Genomic DNA, 15,868 nt, shown 5'->3' with positions numbered 1-15,868 from the left:
GCTCCTTTTATACAATGACGTCTATTTCTATCGATGGATATTGCAGCATATAGCTAGATACTTTTCCTGGTGTATAATTATGAATTGGTTTATTAACGGTTACATCAATTTGGGCTTTATTTGTTTGCACATTTATGTCTAAACTAGCTGGAGTATAAGTGGTTTTGACAGATCCAATAGATGGAACAAATTTAATACCAAGTGCTTTTTTTTGAGGAGTTGCCTTAGAAGCAGCAATTGCTTGTATAGCATTACCATGATTCTCAATACTAGCTAGTTGTTCGCCTTCTCTAGCACGTCTGGCAATACCCGAAAGGACTGCTTGCCTTCCTTTTTGTGCATAATTTCTACTAAATTCTAGTGGTCCTGTTAATCCTAAGTCTCTTCTTGCTTGAGAAGAGTCAATTTGAAGCTGACCGTCTGTAGTTCGAATAGAAACATCAGCTGCTGGTTGTCTAATTTGTAAATCAGCTTTAGGTTGTTCAATATACTGGCTTGGTTTCTCGATATTTAAACCAAGTTGAGCTTTTGTTGTTTGTATTTGAATTTGTGGAATTCTCATAGTCAACATCCTTTAAAGAAAGCGTTTGAACGAGTTGTCCAAACGCTTTTTTATTATCTTAAAAAATCTATTAATGATGGTTGGATAATGCGTGCACCAACTGAAAGGGCAGCACTGTGAATTGATTCTTGAGTTATTAATTCAGTGATAACTTTTTCATAATCAATGTCTTCATTATTTGATAACTGTTTTGTTACAATTACTTCTTGTGTTCCAAGTCTATTTCCCATCATTTCTACTCTATTTTGGCGAGCACCAATATCTGCACGTGCTCCTAAAACAAGATTTTGATTATCACTTATAGTAGATAGATAGGGTCCAAAGTCAGATCCCGCCTTTGTAGGATTTTTCAAATCTGCTTCTAAGTTTATCATCATTTCATCGATCTTACTAAAAATATCATAACCATTAGTGTTTACAGTAATTTGAACACCATCGTATACTTCAATATTTACAGAAGATTCATAGCTAGTTATAGTTGAATCCGTTGGATATGTGCTTCCTCCTGGTGGAACAATGTTCTCTCCTGCCAAGGTTGTGTCTGTAAATAAAGGTTCTAACGTTTTAGTTCCACTAAATATATACTTGTCACCAACCTTGGTATTTCCCAAATCACGAATTTGACCTTTAATTTGGGTAATTTCCTTTTCAATTTTTGTTCGATCTTCTGGAGTTATTGTATCAGTTGATGCTTGTGTAACGAGTTCTTGTACCCGTCTTAAGGCAATTCCTACTTTATCTAATGCATCATCAGAGCTATCTAACCAGTTGTTTACCTCTCCAAGATTACGCTGATATTGTTCTACTTTACCTAAGTCAGTACGATAACCAATACCTTTTATCGCTACTACTGGGTCTTGTGAAGGGCGTGTGATTTTTTTACCTGAATTAATTTGTTCTTGCAATGTTCCCATTTTACTATAACTGGTTGATAAGTTACGTAGCATATTGTTAGAAAGCATTGATTGTGTTACGCGCATGTGTAAGTCCTCCTATTATAGTCCAACTCGGCCCATGCCGTTGATAATTTTATCTAGTGTTTCGTCGATCACTGTAATCATACGTGCATTTGCGTTGTATGCTTGTTGAAATGTGATCATGTTCGTCATTTCTTCGTCTAAAGAAACGGAGCTAACAGAAGAACGGTTATTTTCAACAGTTAACTTGATAGTAGTAGAGTTGTAAGTAAGTCGTGCTGCTTGTTCTCCATCCACACCTAATTGACCGATGATTGATTGATAGAAGGTTTGAACTGTTGCATTACTAGTACCAATTGTTAAAGATGCAGATTTTACCTTCGCTAATGCTAAAGCATTAGCTCCATTTCCTTCTTCCCCTACTGAAGTAGAAGCTGCAACGCTTCCTGGATCATTTATTATGTCTTGATTTACTTTTATCCCTTTTGCTCCTGTTGCCGATACATCAAAAAAGTCTGCAACATCGGCACTACCAGTAAGAGGGCTTCCTAATGCATGTACTCTATTAAATTCTTGTGCAAAAGCGTCAGCCATATCATTTAATTTTTTTAACATTTCTGGATAAAACCCAGTTTCGGCAGCAACAACACCATAACCATATGAATTAATTAGCGATAACATTTTTCCTTTATTTGCTTCTAAATCAGCATAATTAATTGTATCATTCGGTACATTGCCAAAACCTGTTACAGTAAAGCTAGTAAAAGGTTCATAATCCCCGCTATTTGTCATTCCATTTGCTGATAAACTTGCTGCGTCTTTTCCGTTAACTACTTCTACTGATCTACCGTTTAGTTTAAAAGATACCTTCACTACACCTTCTGCTATTGGAAGGGCATTTCCGCCTGATTTAGTGTATTCCACTTCGATTGGAAAATAGGTTGATAATTCATCTAATAAATTATCGCGAGCGTCATATAAATCATTTGGCATATAACCATTCGGTTCAATAGCTTGAATTTGCTCATTCATAGAAGAAATTTGTTTTAAAATTGAGTTTATATCATCAGTGGATGTTAAAATTTCATTTTTAAAATTCCCTTGAATATCAGAAAGTTGCTTATGAATATAGTTAAACGATTCCGCAACTGCAATTCCTCGCTGAACTACTACTTTACGAGCTCCCGCGTTTTCAGGGTTTGTACTTAGATCTTGTAAGGATTTCCAAAATTGATTTAATGATTCATTCAAACCAAACTCGGATGGTTCTGCCATGATATCTTCCATTTGAGTAATTGCTTGTGATCTGGACTCCCAGTACCCAAGTTTGTTAGACTCTTGTCTATATTGTCGATCAATGAAGGCATCCCGAATTCGTTGTACAGACTGTGCTTGTACACCAGTACCGATGTGCCCTGGTGTTTTTGGTGCGTTCAATCCTGTTCCAGGATAGCCAAGTGTTGCCTCCATATTAACGCGTTGGCGTGAGTAGCCTAACGTGTTGGCGTTTGAGATGTTGTGTCCTGTTGTATATAGAGCGGATTGTTGGGTAAATAGTCCGCGTTTACTTGCTTCTAGTCCCATAAATGTGGAGCGCATGGGTTAGCCTCCTTATGCTTGTGAATCGAAGTAGGTTTTGTCTTTCGAGGGACTACGTACTTCGGATTTAGAATAGTTTATTTGATCAGGCTTTGGACGTAACATGTCCAGTGTTAGGTTCACGAACTGAAGTGATTGAAGTGTAAGCTTTTGGTTCAGATCGTTTTGATGTTTTAGAGTTTCAAGCGTTAGCAGAAGTTTGTTTCTCGCTGCTCCTAATTGCTCTTTTTCTTCGTTAGTGTTGGTATTTTCTAAGACATGTGCAACAGTTGGGTTGTCAATCGGAGCAATTCCTTTTGCTCGAAGGTAATCCGTTACCTCTAATTGACGCTGTTGTTCAAGCTGAGAAATGCCTGCTACGTGTGCCTGCTCGTCCTTGAGCAGTTGGTTTAGACTGTCCATGTCCCCTGTTTTGATTGCTTCTGTTTTTTTATATGCAATTTCTAATAAACTTTTGTGTAACATTTCAAGTTTTTTTAGAGCATGCAATATCTTTTCGATGGACATTCCTATGAGCTCCTTTTAAATACGGTAATAATTGAGGATGTTAGATGCAAGTTGTTTTGCATCTACTTTGTATGTCCCTGCATCTATTTGCGCTTTTATTGCTTCAACGCGTTCAGCCTGTTCTACCTCTACTGGAGATTTCGTTTGCATGCTTTTAGCTACTGAAGAAATTTCTAGCTGATCTGCAGTTGTTTTGGTTGCATTTTGTACTTTTTCAGTTTGTTGTTGATTACGTTTATATGGATTTACTTGGTTCAAACCTATATTTGAAATTTTCATACCCTTTTCCTCCCCTTTTTTATTACGAAGTATATATACCTTATTTCGGTTAGAACAGGGATGTTTTTTAGAGGCTTTTGTACGAAATAGTATTACACCAATAGATTAGGTATTTTAAACTAGTAACCTATTTCTTTTTACTATCCATGTGATAGGTGCCACTGTCTTGGTTAGCAACTCTTTCTCGAAACTCTTTTGCCGCATCAAATTGACGAAGTCCTGATTTTAGTTCTTCTGTACAGCTTTTGCATAGTTTTCCTTGGTTCGTAAGCTTTCCACAGTTGTCACATGGGTATCCAAGGTTTGGGAACATTGCTGGTTGCAAGCGATTTTTGCGAACCCATTTGTGTAGAAGTGCTTCTTCTACACCGGTTGCTTCGACTATTCTTTCGACTGTTGCAGCACGGTTTTCGCGTTTACGTAAGAAGCGGTACACGACCTCGTATTGTTTTTCTTCATTCATTGCACAGTTGTTACATACTTCTCTTATTCCTGTATAGTTAAAAAATTCACCGCATGTCGGGCAATTTTTAAGTTCTCCCATGATGGATTCCCTCCAAGTTCAATAATCTATAAATTATATCGGCAGGTTATCCTTTTATTAAAGTGATTGCTTCTATTCTAGTGGCCCCAAAATTCTTCAAAACTTTAGCAGCATGGTGCATGGTCGTGCCTGTTGTGTAAATATCATCGAATAATATAAAGGTCTGTGCCGTTATCTTACCCGTTACTTCAAATAGTGGACTTGCCTCTAATCGTTCCTTTTTCGATTTTTTTCCTTGCTCACTTGCTGCAGTTTTTGCAAGTAAGTGCTGGAAAGGAACTGCTGCACTATTCAATAGCTCGTCTACTTGGGCGAAGGTTCTCAACAGTAGCTTTTCTGGATACATGGGGATTGGCACAACTATCCCTTCTTTTTTCTCGAATAAATGCCGTAGCTCTTCTGCAAAAACTTGGGCCAAAGCAACATCCTGTAAAAATTTATACTGATGCAAATAGCTTTGCATTACTTCATTGTATGAATAGAGAGATGTGACAGAATCTATAGCTCCCTCATAGCGCGTTCCTTTGAAGTCTGCTAAGTCAAATTTGGTGTCTGCTTTCTCAAATTTACTCAAACATCTTTTACAAGCTGATGCTTCTATTTCATATAATATAAGCTTCCTCCAAGTAGGATTTGATTGAAATGGGCTCCCGCATAGTAAACAAATCATTTTTTGTTCCACCCTTCTATCGCTTCTTTAGCCTCGTCCATTTCGTGCGTAATTCCATGATGGAAAAAGACAATATCACCTTTAGGATATTGAAAAGAACGTCCAACTCGTCCACTTATTTGAATAAGGGCACTTGAAGTGAAGATTTTCTGCTCTGCCCCAACTACTGCTACATGAACATTTTCTATTGTTATTCCTCTTTCCAAAATGGTGGTTGTTAGTAATCCAGGTATTTTCTTTTCTCTAAGTTGCATGACAGTCTCTTTACGGTCAGGGTGTTCCGCATGGACTCTCGGTAAATTTCCCGGGAAGTTTTCGAGCATTTCAATAGTAGGAAGAAAAACGAGAAATGGGATATTGTTTTTGGATTTATCTTCGATCCATTGTTGTAATTTAGTAGGAACTTTTCCTCTATTCAATTGCCTTGTATATCCCCAAAGACTATCAAACCGTGGAACGGGTAGATCATGACCGTGATATCTTCGGGAAAGAATGGATTGGTTGATTGTTTTTAATGATTTGGTAGGAGTGGCTGTTACATAATGAATGGCTGCATCTTTTTTGGCGGCTTTTGTGACTGCTAGTCTTAAAGTTTCGTCTGCGTAATAAGGAAAGGCGTCTGCTTCGTCGACAAATGCCACATCGAATGCATTTTTAAAACGGTAGAGTTGATGTGTTGTAGCGAGTACTAGTTCGGCAAAGCCCTCTTGGTCAGGAGCCCCACCGTAAAGTGCGTGAATGGTCGTTTTAGGAAATACTTTTTGAAAGCGTGGGAATAGTTCTAATATAACGTCTGTTCTTGGTGCTGCGACGCATACTCTTTTTCCTTCTTGTAAACTAGCGAATATGGATGGAAATAGTAGCTCGGTTTTTCCTGCGCCACATACTGCATGAAGTAAATGAGACTTGTTTTGTTGGACACTTGCTAATAGTTCTTCACTTGCTTTTTGCTGAAGAGGAGTAAGCTGGCCGTTCCATTCAAACACATGGCCGTTCGCGCCGCGAGCATGTTCTTTGTTCCAAAGAAGTAACTCAGAACAACTACTCACCCGCCCCATCCGAATACAATGGCGGCAATAGATACATTTTTGGTTACAACGTGCACAGTGAAATGTGTGAAATAAGTTTGGATTTGTGTTGTGGCATCTGTTACAGACGCTCTTCTTTAATTGCCAAAAATAAAAGTTGCTGAGTCTAGTGTCGATACCGGGTTTGAGGTGGATGTGGCCACTGTCGATGTGGGCGTCGATGACTTCGCGCGGAAATGGGGTGTGTTCGCGAAGCCATATGCGGCCAGTGAGAAATTGTTGTAATTGTTCGTTCATGGGCATACTCCTTAGTTGGTTTTTACCCATCCTAAACCCATCGAGCCTTCGCCTAAGTGAGTTCCGATCACAGGACCAAAGTAGCTGATTGTAAAGTGAACGTTTGGCATAAGTGCTTCTAACTCGTTTTTCCATGTGAAGGCTTCTTGTTCGTTGTTCGCATGGATGATGGTTGCTTGCAGTTTTGCATATTTGTTTGCCTCTTCTTGAAGCAGGTCTGCAATGCGCTTCATCGCTTTTTTGCGTGTGCGGACCTTTTCAAATGGCACGATCACTTTGTTTTCGAAGTGAAGGATTGGCTTCACTTGAAGTACAGAGCCTATGACCCGTTCGAACCCGTTTAACCGACCTCCGCGATGAAGATGGTCTAGGTTGTCCACCATAAAGTAGGCGCGGATTGTTTGTTTCATGTTGTTGAGTTCTTGAAGGATGGCTTCTGGGTGTGCACCTGCTTGAGCCATTTCTGCAGCACGAAGAACGTAAAAGCCTTGGACCATACAGGAAATTTCCGAGTCAAATGTGTATACTTCAATGCCTTCAACCATTCCGCCAGCTTGGTTGGCACCTGCAAGGGTTCCACTAATTCCGCTTGATAGATGGATGGAAATGACTGCATCGTATTCTTTAGATAGTTCTTCAAAGGTTTGAACAAAGTCTCCGAGTGCTGGTTGCGACGTTTTGGGAAGCGTGCGTTCGTTTCGGATTTTATCGTAAAATTCGGTTGTGTTTATGTCTATTTCTTCAAGATACGTCTCGTTGCCGATAACAACGCTAAGTGGTACCATGCGAATGTTAAGGTTATCGCGAATTTCTTTTGGGATATAGGCGGTACTGTCCGTTACTACTACCGTTTTCATGTAATAAATCACACTCCTATTCCATAGTGTACTGAATGTAAGGGGTAAAAGAAAGCACAAAAATACCCTCGACATGATATTTGTCATATAGAGGGTATGATAAGTGTATTATTTAGATGATTCGCCTATAAAATAGACGCTTGTTACGAGCCATTTTCCGTCTTCTTTAGCGAATACTGTTACTTGACGACCATTTCGATCAAGCTTTGCTCCTGTGCCTGGTTGTTCGAGTGCGATGTTGATGTTCGCAAATACTTGCGCATGGGATTTATCGTATTTAATAACTGTAGTATTTTCAGCTGTTCGAATTGTATCGTACTCCGAAAATGTTTCTTGAACTACCGTTTTTTCATCGGCATAGTTGAAGCCTTCAGGTTTTTTGGAAATGGTATTCATGTAACGGTCGATGTCTTCTACATTGAATGCTTCCATGTATTCATTGAAAGCTGCTAGGATTGCGGTTTTTTCTTCTTCTGGGACATTTGTTGCTTCTTCAATATTTCCACCAGCCATTTCAAAACCAACTTCTTCTGCTGCTTTGTCTTTTGCTGCGTGGTCAGTTACTGATTGTGCATCAGTTGGTGCATTATTTGCAGTGCCACTATTTGTTGCTTCTTCTTCATTGCTATTGCAAGCAGCGAGCGTAAATACGGTTGCTGCGAGTATAAGTACGTGTATAAATTTCATCTAGTTATCTCCTCCTGCTGAGGTTATTTTGTCATAACTAGGACGAAAACTCAATTAATTGGTTCCGTGTGAAATTAGGTAGAATATTCTGGAAGGAGGATGTATAGTTTAGGTAGATTGGAGGTGAACAAAATATTATTTAAAGAACATTATGCATTAGTAAAAAGATTGCCCTCGGATCATCTAAAACTCCAAACAATCATAGATGATATAAGAAAAATGGAATCAGGGATTCGCGGAGAGAATAGACTAATAGAAAAGTTAGAAGAGTTGAGATTACCTGGAGCATTTTATATTTTATCAAATGTACAATTACAACTAGGTGAGTGGCGTGTCCAAATTGATTGCTTATTGATAACCGATCGATGTTGTATTGTGCTCGAGTCAAAGAATATGAATGATGATTTGTATTTTGAAGAAAACTCTGATGAATTTTACAAAATTAGTAGAGATGGTTCAGAAATAACCTATCCTAATCCCTATTTTCAGCTAATGAAACATATACGGTTTATGAAAGCATTTTTAGAAAATTATGTGCCGGAATTGAAAGTGACAGGCGCTGTAGTGATGACTGCTAAGTCTAGCAGAATTCGTCAAAAACCTCCCCATTATCCAATATTTAAATTAGAAAGTATTATTGAAAAGATTTTGTATATGTATAACCAATCTTCTTCTCCTCAATTATCTGTTCATCAAATTAAACATATTGAAAAAATGATTAGAAAGAAACAATCTATCTATAGATATCCTCCGCTATGTCAATACTATCGCATTTCCCCAAATGATTTAATTCTTGGAGTTGAATGTCCGAATTGTGGTGAGTTAGGAATGAAACGATTACAACGAACATGGAATTGTCCAATATGTAAGAAAAACGATAGAAATGCTCATCATATGACTGTCCAAGAATATTTTTGGTTAATTAATACTACTATTACCAACAAAGAATTTCGTCATTTTTGTAAATTAGATTCCGTTTACTCAGCATCACGCATGCTCACTGATTTAAATTTAACCGTCCACAAAGGAGGTGCTTGGAGGTACTACTCTCCTAAAAAAGTTTAAACTCTCTCGTAGCGCAAATTAAATCCTATTAACGCAGGTTCACTCTCGAGTATCAAAAATTCAGAGGGCTTTTCTTCTCTCTTAAGTGCGTTACGCAAATTAGAGCTCACTTAGCGCAAGTTAAATCCCATTATCGCAAGTTCATTCTCGTGTATCGCAAGTTCATTCTCGTGTATCGCAAATTCAGAGTGCTTTTCTTCTCTCTTGAGTGCTTAACGCAAATTAGAGCTCACTTAACGCAAGTTCACTCTCTCGTATCGCAAATTCAGAGGGCTTTTCTTCTCTGTTAAGTGCGTTACGCAAATTAGAGCTCACTTAGCGCAAATTAAATCATATTAACGCAAGTTCACTTTCACGTATCGCAAATTCATAGTCCAATATTCATTAATTCGTAATTTTCCCATATAAAAACCCTCTCGCTCAGTCGCGAGAGGGTTCCCAATCTTTAATTATCTTACTTCAACCCAACCATTTTTAATACCGGTTACTACGGCTTGGGTACGGTCGTTTACGTTCATTTTTTGTAGAATGCTGGATACGTGGTTTTTAACTGTTTTTTCTGAGATGAATAAGGTTTCGCCGATTGTGCGGTTACTTTGTCCATCTGTTAGAAGTTGAAGCACTTCGCATTCGCGCTTAGTAAGTAAGTGGAATGGACGGCGAATTTCTGTTTGATGGAAGTTTCCTTTGTTTTCGCGTTCGCTTAGTCGACGGAATTCGGCTACTAGATTGCGAGTTACTTTTGGATGTAAGTATGAACCGCCTTGTGCTACTACTTTGATTGCAGAGACAATTGCGTTCGCATCCATTTCTTTTAGCATATATCCAAGTGCACCAGTTTTTAGAGCGTGTGTTACATAAGATTCGTCGTCATGGATAGAGAGCATGATGACTTTTGCATCAGGGTATTTTTCAAGTAATTCGGCAGTTGCATCTACGCCATTTTTTGTTGGCATATTAATATCCATTAATATTACGTCTGGCACATGTTGTTCGTATAAACGAACAACGTCGTTACCATCGTCTCCTTCTGCAATTACATCGAAAGAATCTTCAAAATCTAAAATGCGCTTTACACCTTCTCTAAAAAGTTGGTGGTCATCTATTATAATTATTTTTGTCATCGTCATTTCCTCCTATAAAAACACTGTAGTTATTATTCCTCATTTATCGGAATACTAAACAAAATAGTTGTTCCCTTTCCAGGTGATGAAATAATTTTCATCGTTCCATCAAGGAGATCAACTCTTTCTCGCATACCGATTAATCCAAATGATTTTTCTTTTGCTTCGTTTTGATCGAATCCGATTCCATTATCTTTGACGATAATATTTATTTTTTGTTTCAACCATTCAACTTTAACCCATGCTTCTTTAAACTTTCCGTGCTTAATGCCGTTAGTTAAAGACTCTTGAATCAGGCGGAAAATGGCAACTTCAAAATTTGGTTGTAGACGTTGTTCTTCTCCATATAATTGAAAATGTATCATACATGTCGGATTGTATTCTTGGATAGTTGAGATATACTTTTTAAGCGTAGGAATCAATCCTAAATCATCAAGAGCCATTGGGCGAAGATCGTAAATTATTCGACGAACTTCTGAAAGTGCATTTCGAACCATATCTTTCAGCTCGTTAATCTCTTTCATTGCTTCGTCTCCACCACGCTGCTGATATGTAATATTAATTAGATCTGTTCTAAGTAACACATTCGCAAGCATTTGGGCCGGACCGTCGTGAATTTCACGAGAAAGTCTTTTGCGCTCTTCCTCTTGTGCTTCAATAATTTTCAGGGTGAAATCTTGTTTGATTTTAGCGTTTTCTAGTGCAACTCCCACATCTTTTAAATCGGAGGTTAAATAATTCATTACAATATTTACTTGATTGACTAGTTGATCCGCACGTTCAATCATTTCCAGTAAGTCTTGTAATCTGCGCTCCAATTCATCTCTTCGTAAGCGAAGTTGTCTTTCCTCTGTTCTTTTGATCAGTAGGTTGATTTGAATTTCATTTGCAGTTTCATAAGCACTCCGAATTTGAGGTTCATCGTACGTTTCAAAGTTTTTAGATACTTCTGCCAGACGATTTCTAGCTAAACGCGATTTCGTTTCTAACAAATCTCCTTCAATAATCACGGTTTCAATGTTGTCTCGAATTATTTCTAATTCAACTTTCATTTCTTCGAAGCTTTGACGACTTTGTTCGCTTATAATGAATATATCCTTTTTCGAATGATCCATTACTTCTACCATTCGATCGAAAATAACATCTAACGATTTTGTGTCAAAATTCTTATTCGTCATCTGTTTTCTCCTTTGTACTCAGCAAATGAGTCTTCATTCATTACGGGTGACAAACCCTATTATAGCACTAAGTGACTAAAAATAAATTAAAATTAGTTTACAACTATATTTCAAATTACTCAAGGAGGACCCTAAAACATGAGAAATGATTATCATACAGTCAAAGATTATGGAGAAAGTGAGATAATTATCCAAAAATCCCGCTTTCTAACCTATGTGAATCGAGCCGAGACTGAAGAAGAAGCACAAGATTTTATTAATTCTATCAAACTAAAGCATAAAGATGCTACTCATAACTGTTCTGCTTATATTATTGGCGAGCACGATCACATCCAAAAAGCGAATGATGATGGTGAGCCTAGCGGAACAGCTGGAGTACCAATGCTAGAAGTATTAAAGAAGCAAGGAATAAAGGATACAGTCGTAGTCGTGACACGTTATTTTGGTGGTATCAAACTAGGTGGCGGTGGTCTTATAAGGGCTTATGGAAAAGCGACAACAGAGGGTATTGCTGCAGCAAAAGTTGTAGAACGTAAGTTGCATCATTTGATGAAAGTATCGATTGACTACAATTGGTTAGGAAAAGTAGAAAATGAAGTACGAAATTCTGAATATCCTTTAAAAGACATTAACTATGCGGATTCTGTAGAAGTGAATGTATATGTAAAAGCAGAGGATGAATCTAAATTCTCTGATTGGATGACCGAAATTACGAATGGACAGACCAAAATAGAAATTGTCGAAAAAGAATTTTTGGAATTTGAAGTAAATTGATTTATACTTTTTACTAAGGACGGTGGATATATGAAGAAATTGATTTTTTTACTTGTTTTCTTAATTAGCTTTAGCGTAGCTCCTATTTTTACTGCTGCGGCAAATTGTCCAGGAGTTGTGCATTGGGATGGAATAGAGCTAAAATCCGGTCAAATCGGCAGAGTAATTATTCAAAAACCAACAACTATTTATAAAAATGATAACGGTGTGTTCGAAGCTTCACGCATAGTTAAAAAAGGTGAAAGCTTTCGTGTGTACGCCAATAAAGGATCATATTATCATCTTGGTGGCGGACTAGTTATTAATAATGATTCTACAATCTTATATCAAACACCATCAAAAGAAAAATTGAGATTACTTAATTGTTCAAAAACTACTCCTATTTCTATGGAAATCGGTGACAGTACATCTTCTGTTACTTCGAAATTAGGAAGCGCGAAGAAAAAAATAGCTAATGAGTTTAATGCTTCAACGTCTATTTATCACAATAGCTATAATAACTTCTACACAATCAGTTATTTAAATAATAAAATCGCGTCACTTTATACAAAAGATAAAAACTATCAATTTAAAGGTATTTCGATAGCTAGTACTATTAGTCAACTAGAAAATAATTTGGGAAAAGAATACGAAACAACCCGTAACCTTTATCCATTTGAAATTATTACGTATGATTTCCCACAATATGAAGCTAACTTTTTTATCGATGTTCATAATGATAATAAGGTTACTGCAATCTATTTAATAGATAACCAGTTAATAAAACGAAATACAAATCTCTATCCAATTAAATCTAGTACACTAGAAACAAGTTATGAGACTCTCTTATTTGAATTAACGAATGCTGAACGAAAGGCAAAAGGGGTTTCGATTCTACAATATTCGACGCATGTTTCAAATGTTGCTCGTGGTCATAGTATCGATATGGGAATACATAATTACTTTGAACATGATAACTTAAAAGGAGAATCCCCTTTTGACAGGCTTGCAAATGGAGGAGTTCTTTTTCGGAATGCAGGAGAAAACATAGCCTCGGGATACACAAACCCATACTACGCACACGAAGCATTGATGAATTCAATAGGTCATCGTAAAAATATTGTTAGTACTAACTATACCCAACTTGGTGTAGGCGTGTCTTTTGGAGAATGGAAGAATGGAACCATTCCTTATTATACAGAGAATTTTATTAAACCTTAATATGGAAGCTGTCTCTTTTGGGAGACAGCTTTTTTGTTTGGTTGGTCGCTTTGGGCTGTTATTTGGTCGCTTTCGACTGTGCGTTAGTCGCTTTCAGTGCATTGTTTGTCGCTTTCACCTGTCGATTGGTCTCGTTCAGCCATTTAGTGTTATTTTGTTGCATTTAATTCCAGTGAATGGACACATTAAGTCTCGGTTAAGTGTAAACTGGTCTCGGTTTTGAATATTTGGTCTCGGTTTTTAGAAAGCTTGTCTCGGTTTCGATGTTATTAATCTCGTTCTACCATATTTGACCATATAAAAAGGTGACCAAATCTATTGGTCACCTTTTTACTTAGTATTTTTCTATTGTTACGCCTTGATAATAATGTTTTAGTATACGGTCGTAAGTCCACCCTGCTTCTGCACGGGCTTTCGCACCATATTGGCTCATGCCGATTCGATGGCCGTAGCCTTTTCCGTTTACAGTAACAGATTGGATTCCAGGGGTTGTCGCTGTTGTTGAGACAATCCCTTCATTCGTTTGAACGCCTACGGAACCACTTGAGATCGTTTCTGTACCTGTTGCTGTTTGCACAGACATACCGTTTAACGATGTTACTGCTGTAGAGCCGTTTGCACCTTGCACTGCGATATCTGTAACTCCGGTTGGTTTCGTAAATGAAATATCAAACCAATTGGATTTTAAAGATGCATTTTTTGCATCTAAAAATACGTTACGCATTACTGTTTCATTGCCTTCAATTGTTTTTTCACCAGCAGAAGTCACAGCAGTCACAGCAGAAACTTCTCCATTGGATCCTGTTTTAGCAAGTTTCACATCTAGTAATTGATCAGTAGAAGGATTAAATCCAAATTTAGTTAATATATTCGATGCTGGAATACTTACAGACCAGCTACTATGTGGAGATTTTTCAATAGAATCATCTACAGATACAAATTGCGGTACTTGTGTTGAATTCCAAACTTCTCCGATATTTGCTGTTCTACCACCGCTTGTAGAATAAAAATATGCCTGTACTAAATTACCGCCTGATTTAATAACCAAACCGTTAGTTGCTTCCACAGCAGCATTCGTATTTTTATGCTCAGAGGTATATCCTTTGTACATTTGATCTTTTGTTGTACTACTTAAAATACCAGTCTTAGTTAATGAGTAACTTCTTGCTGCTACTGATTGAGCTTTTAGGGCTTCGATATGCCATAATGCAGGTGATTCATTTGGAATAACACCTTTTAAATAATTCTCTAAATCAAGTCTATTCGCTATTTGCACATTAGCACCTGACTTCACTACATTAAAACTACCACGGTATTGTGTACCATTAGGCGTTTTACCAAGTGGTTGATTTACGACAGATCCTACAGTTGCATTAATCGAAGGAATCCAGGAAGAAACTCCTTGGTCATCTCTAATGGAGTACCATAGTTCCCCGTTTGCATTCGTAAATTCATTTACGAGATATGCACCTTGGAAAGATTTATACGCTTTTACCACTTCATAATCTGCAGTAGCGCCTTTTCTACCTTCTACATCTGCAGTAAACACAACCATCTTTTCATTGCCCGATAAAGCATGCAAAGCGAATCCGTTTGCTGAATACATGGCAGATCCAACTTGATAAATGGAAACTTCCCCATTTACTTGAGAAAACGTAATAGGTGTATTAGGTAGCGCGTAAAACATTTCATTTGTTGTTAGATTCTCTAATTTATATATACCGTTCAAATTAAGTGAAGTAGAAGATGCATTATGCACTTCCACACGCACTTGCTTAGAATAGCTTTCTTGAGTATATGCAAATGCTGTATTAGATGTAGCTAACGTAAGTAACGCTATAGATAAAACGGTCAATCCTTTTTTGAGCATTTTATTTCACCTCAGTTAGCGTACTTAGCACCCAACCTTTGTTTCCTTTAGCGGTTTGCACATTGTACCAAGTTTCACCAGATACATTTTTGAATGAGCCTAAGTATTTTAGAGAAGTGCCTTTTGCAACTAGTTCAATAGATGCATAATTTGTTGTTGCACCTTTTCTAACGTTCACTGCTTGTTTAGTAATGACATTTGTGGGTATATAACTAGTAGGCTTTGTTGTCGATACGTCTCCTGAGAATACCCAGCCTTTTACAGTAGCAGATAGCTCGACACGGTACCATATTCCGGAAGCAGATTTATGTTGGTCAATAACTGTTAATCCTTCATTTGCTCCAAAAGTAGCTAAAACTTTATAGTCACGAGTTGCCCCGCTATGCACTTTTACACTACTACTAGTTGTATAGACTACAGATGGTAAACTACCAGGTTCTGTAGGATTTGGAGTAGTTGGCGGCGTTACAACAACACTTCCACCTTCTGAAACTGCTTTTTGTAATTGACTTATAAGTACTGCTTGTTCTGATACTTGTTTTTCTAGAGCAGTAACTTTTGAGTTTATTGGATTTAACTGTGCTTGTACCCAATCAACTGAAGCTAAAAGTAAGTTTGAGTTTGCTTTTGTTGAAGTTGGAATATTAATGGAGACTAGTAAACTTAAACCTAGTACTACTCCAAGTGTTGCTAAAAATTTCTTTTTCATT

General features: G+C 37.5%; 17 protein-coding genes. 3 read left to right on the top strand and 14 right to left on the bottom strand.

What is annotated here, in order from left to right:
* Window positions 1-7: 7 nt before the first annotated feature.
* The 10 genes from WAX74_RS08055 to WAX74_RS08010 all read right to left on the bottom strand — a co-directional run bounded on the left by WAX74_RS08055 (window position 8) and on the right by WAX74_RS08010 (window position 7,947).
* Complete coding sequence (locus WAX74_RS08055; protein ID WP_336497149.1) at window positions 8-562, bottom strand: DUF6470 family protein; 555 nt, start codon at window positions 560-562, stop codon at window positions 8-10.
* Window positions 563-615: 53 nt separating this feature from the next.
* Window positions 616-1,542, bottom strand: coding sequence for a flagellar hook-associated protein FlgL (flgL, locus tag WAX74_RS08050; protein ID WP_336497148.1), 927 nt, complete (start codon window positions 1,540-1,542; stop codon window positions 616-618).
* 15 nt (window positions 1,543-1,557) lie between these two features.
* On the bottom strand, window positions 1,558-3,078 hold the full coding sequence (gene flgK / locus WAX74_RS08045) for a flagellar hook-associated protein FlgK (protein WP_336497147.1): 1,521 nt from the start codon (window positions 3,076-3,078) through the stop codon (window positions 1,558-1,560).
* Between the two features lie 12 nt (window positions 3,079-3,090).
* Window positions 3,091-3,585 (bottom strand): flagellar protein FlgN, encoded by a 495-nt coding sequence (locus WAX74_RS08040; RefSeq protein WP_336497146.1) that lies wholly within the window; start codon window positions 3,583-3,585, stop codon window positions 3,091-3,093.
* Window positions 3,586-3,600: 15 nt separating this feature from the next.
* Window positions 3,601-3,864: a flagellar biosynthesis anti-sigma factor FlgM gene (flgM, locus tag WAX74_RS08035; protein WP_336497145.1), complete on the bottom strand. Its 264-nt coding sequence runs from the start codon at window positions 3,862-3,864 to the stop codon at window positions 3,601-3,603.
* Between the two features lie 127 nt (window positions 3,865-3,991).
* Window positions 3,992-4,408 carry a TIGR03826 family flagellar region protein gene (locus WAX74_RS08030; RefSeq protein ID WP_336497144.1) on the bottom strand — a complete coding sequence of 139 codons (417 nt, stop codon included), beginning with the start codon at window positions 4,406-4,408 and terminating at the stop codon, window positions 3,992-3,994.
* A 46-nt stretch (window positions 4,409-4,454) separates the two neighbouring features.
* Window positions 4,455-4,982 carry a ComF family protein gene (locus WAX74_RS08025; protein WP_336497143.1) on the bottom strand — a complete coding sequence of 176 codons (528 nt, stop codon included), beginning with the start codon at window positions 4,980-4,982 and terminating at the stop codon, window positions 4,455-4,457.
* A gap of 92 nt (window positions 4,983-5,074) precedes the next feature.
* Complete coding sequence (locus WAX74_RS08020; RefSeq protein WP_336497142.1) at window positions 5,075-6,127, bottom strand: DEAD/DEAH box helicase; 1,053 nt, start codon at window positions 6,125-6,127, stop codon at window positions 5,075-5,077.
* Window positions 6,128-6,414: 287 nt separating this feature from the next.
* The gene (locus WAX74_RS08015) at window positions 6,415-7,260 is read right to left on the bottom strand and encodes a DegV family protein (protein WP_336497141.1); all 846 of its coding nucleotides are present in this window, start codon (window positions 7,258-7,260) and stop codon (window positions 6,415-6,417) included.
* A 108-nt stretch (window positions 7,261-7,368) separates the two neighbouring features.
* Window positions 7,369-7,947: a Cif family virulence factor gene (locus tag WAX74_RS08010; protein ID WP_336497140.1), complete on the bottom strand. Its 579-nt coding sequence runs from the start codon at window positions 7,945-7,947 to the stop codon at window positions 7,369-7,371.
* A gap of 123 nt (window positions 7,948-8,070) precedes the next feature.
* On the opposite strand from WAX74_RS08010, the gene WAX74_RS08005 reads away from it, so the two are divergent.
* The gene (locus WAX74_RS08005) at window positions 8,071-9,012 is read left to right on the top strand and encodes a nuclease-related domain-containing protein (RefSeq protein WP_336497139.1); all 942 of its coding nucleotides are present in this window, start codon (window positions 8,071-8,073) and stop codon (window positions 9,010-9,012) included.
* A 449-nt stretch (window positions 9,013-9,461) separates the two neighbouring features.
* Here the strand turns inward: WAX74_RS08005 and WAX74_RS08000 are convergent, their stop codons facing one another.
* Complete coding sequence (locus WAX74_RS08000) at window positions 9,462-10,136, bottom strand: response regulator transcription factor (RefSeq protein ID WP_336497138.1); 675 nt, start codon at window positions 10,134-10,136, stop codon at window positions 9,462-9,464.
* A 32-nt stretch (window positions 10,137-10,168) separates the two neighbouring features.
* Complete coding sequence (locus WAX74_RS07995; protein ID WP_336497137.1) at window positions 10,169-11,314, bottom strand: sensor histidine kinase; 1,146 nt, start codon at window positions 11,312-11,314, stop codon at window positions 10,169-10,171.
* 138 nt (window positions 11,315-11,452) lie between these two features.
* On the opposite strand from WAX74_RS07995, the gene WAX74_RS07990 reads away from it, so the two are divergent.
* The gene (locus WAX74_RS07990) at window positions 11,453-12,088 is read left to right on the top strand and encodes a YigZ family protein (protein ID WP_336497136.1); all 636 of its coding nucleotides are present in this window, start codon (window positions 11,453-11,455) and stop codon (window positions 12,086-12,088) included.
* Window positions 12,089-12,118: 30 nt separating this feature from the next.
* Window positions 12,119-13,288: a CAP domain-containing protein gene (locus tag WAX74_RS07985; protein ID WP_336497135.1), complete on the top strand. Its 1,170-nt coding sequence runs from the start codon at window positions 12,119-12,121 to the stop codon at window positions 13,286-13,288.
* 334 nt (window positions 13,289-13,622) lie between these two features.
* On the opposite strand, the gene WAX74_RS07980 is transcribed toward WAX74_RS07985, so the two are convergent.
* Both WAX74_RS07980 and WAX74_RS07975 read right to left on the bottom strand, forming a co-directional pair.
* A complete protein-coding gene (locus WAX74_RS07980; RefSeq protein WP_336497134.1) occupies window positions 13,623-15,158 on the bottom strand; it encodes a SpoIID/LytB domain-containing protein in 1,536 nt (511 codons plus the stop codon).
* 1 nt (window position 15,159) lies between these two features.
* A complete protein-coding gene (locus tag WAX74_RS07975; RefSeq protein ID WP_336497133.1) occupies window positions 15,160-15,867 on the bottom strand; it encodes an SH3 domain-containing protein in 708 nt (235 codons plus the stop codon).
* Window position 15,868: the final 1 nt, after the last annotated feature.

Origin of the sequence: Psychrobacillus mangrovi, from assembly GCF_037104765.1 — a bacterium.
GTDB classification, from domain to species: Bacteria; Bacillota; Bacilli; order Bacillales_A; family Planococcaceae; genus Psychrobacillus; species Psychrobacillus mangrovi.
This window is presented reverse-complemented; position numbering and strand designations above follow the sequence as displayed.

Bases quoted from the DNA above. Each gene is read 5' to 3' on its own strand.
- WAX74_RS07990 (WP_336497136.1), top strand. From the start codon at position 11,453: ATGAGAAATGATTATCATACAGTCAAAGATTATGGAGAAAGTGAGATA.
- WAX74_RS07975 (WP_336497133.1), bottom strand. From the start codon at position 15,867: ATGAAAAAGAAATTTTTAGCAACACTTGGAGTAGTACTAGGTTTAAGT.
- WAX74_RS08015 (WP_336497141.1), bottom strand. From the start codon at position 7,260: ATGAAAACGGTAGTAGTAACGGACAGTACCGCCTATATCCCAAAAGAA.
- WAX74_RS08000 (WP_336497138.1), bottom strand. From the start codon at position 10,136: ATGACAAAAATAATTATAATAGATGACCACCAACTTTTTAGAGAAGGT.
- WAX74_RS08040 (WP_336497146.1), bottom strand. From the start codon at position 3,585: ATGTCCATCGAAAAGATATTGCATGCTCTAAAAAAACTTGAAATGTTA.
- flgL (WP_336497148.1), bottom strand. From the start codon at position 1,542: ATGCGCGTAACACAATCAATGCTTTCTAACAATATGCTACGTAACTTA.
- flgM (WP_336497145.1), bottom strand. From the start codon at position 3,864: ATGAAAATTTCAAATATAGGTTTGAACCAAGTAAATCCATATAAACGT.
- WAX74_RS07995 (WP_336497137.1), bottom strand. From the start codon at position 11,314: ATGACGAATAAGAATTTTGACACAAAATCGTTAGATGTTATTTTCGAT.
- WAX74_RS08010 (WP_336497140.1), bottom strand. From the start codon at position 7,947: ATGAAATTTATACACGTACTTATACTCGCAGCAACCGTATTTACGCTC.
- WAX74_RS08030 (WP_336497144.1), bottom strand. From the start codon at position 4,408: ATGGGAGAACTTAAAAATTGCCCGACATGCGGTGAATTTTTTAACTAT.
- WAX74_RS08055 (WP_336497149.1), bottom strand. From the start codon at position 562: ATGAGAATTCCACAAATTCAAATACAAACAACAAAAGCTCAACTTGGT.
- WAX74_RS07980 (WP_336497134.1), bottom strand. From the start codon at position 15,158: ATGCTCAAAAAAGGATTGACCGTTTTATCTATAGCGTTACTTACGTTA.
- flgK (WP_336497147.1), bottom strand. From the start codon at position 3,078: ATGCGCTCCACATTTATGGGACTAGAAGCAAGTAAACGCGGACTATTT.
- WAX74_RS07985 (WP_336497135.1), top strand. From the start codon at position 12,119: ATGAAGAAATTGATTTTTTTACTTGTTTTCTTAATTAGCTTTAGCGTA.